Annotated in this window: 1 protein-coding gene; it reads right to left on the bottom strand. The window is 53.8% G+C overall.

The annotated features are described in order from the left end of the window. Positions 1 to 290: hypothetical protein (locus SB771_RS34040; protein WP_410721922.1), on the bottom strand; the 290-nt coding region annotated here is incomplete at both ends.

Raw genomic sequence — 290 nt, 5'->3', positions numbered from 1 at the left:
CGACGGGTCGCGCGATCCAAACGCTGTGTTGAATATCTCGCGAAATGGATCGACTAATGCATCGTTAAGCGAGCGCTGATACAGGAGTTCTTCGAATTGGTCAATCGCGGCAAATACGCTGACGTCTTCCTCGATAACCCCGGACCGATATAGCGCGCGAGCCGCTGCGGAGAGTGGGGCGCCAATGTCTGTCTTGGTTTCCTTGATTTCTGGGGGGAGAGTGTCCCGATTGAAACCGAGGAATGCTCGATAGACTCCAATTCTCGATGTCAGTGTCTCCCTCAGAGTTG

The organism is Burkholderia sp. SIMBA_051, from assembly GCF_046534915.1.
Lineage (GTDB): Bacteria > Pseudomonadota > Gammaproteobacteria > Burkholderiales > Burkholderiaceae > Burkholderia > Burkholderia ambifaria.
This window is presented reverse-complemented; position numbering and strand designations above follow the sequence as displayed.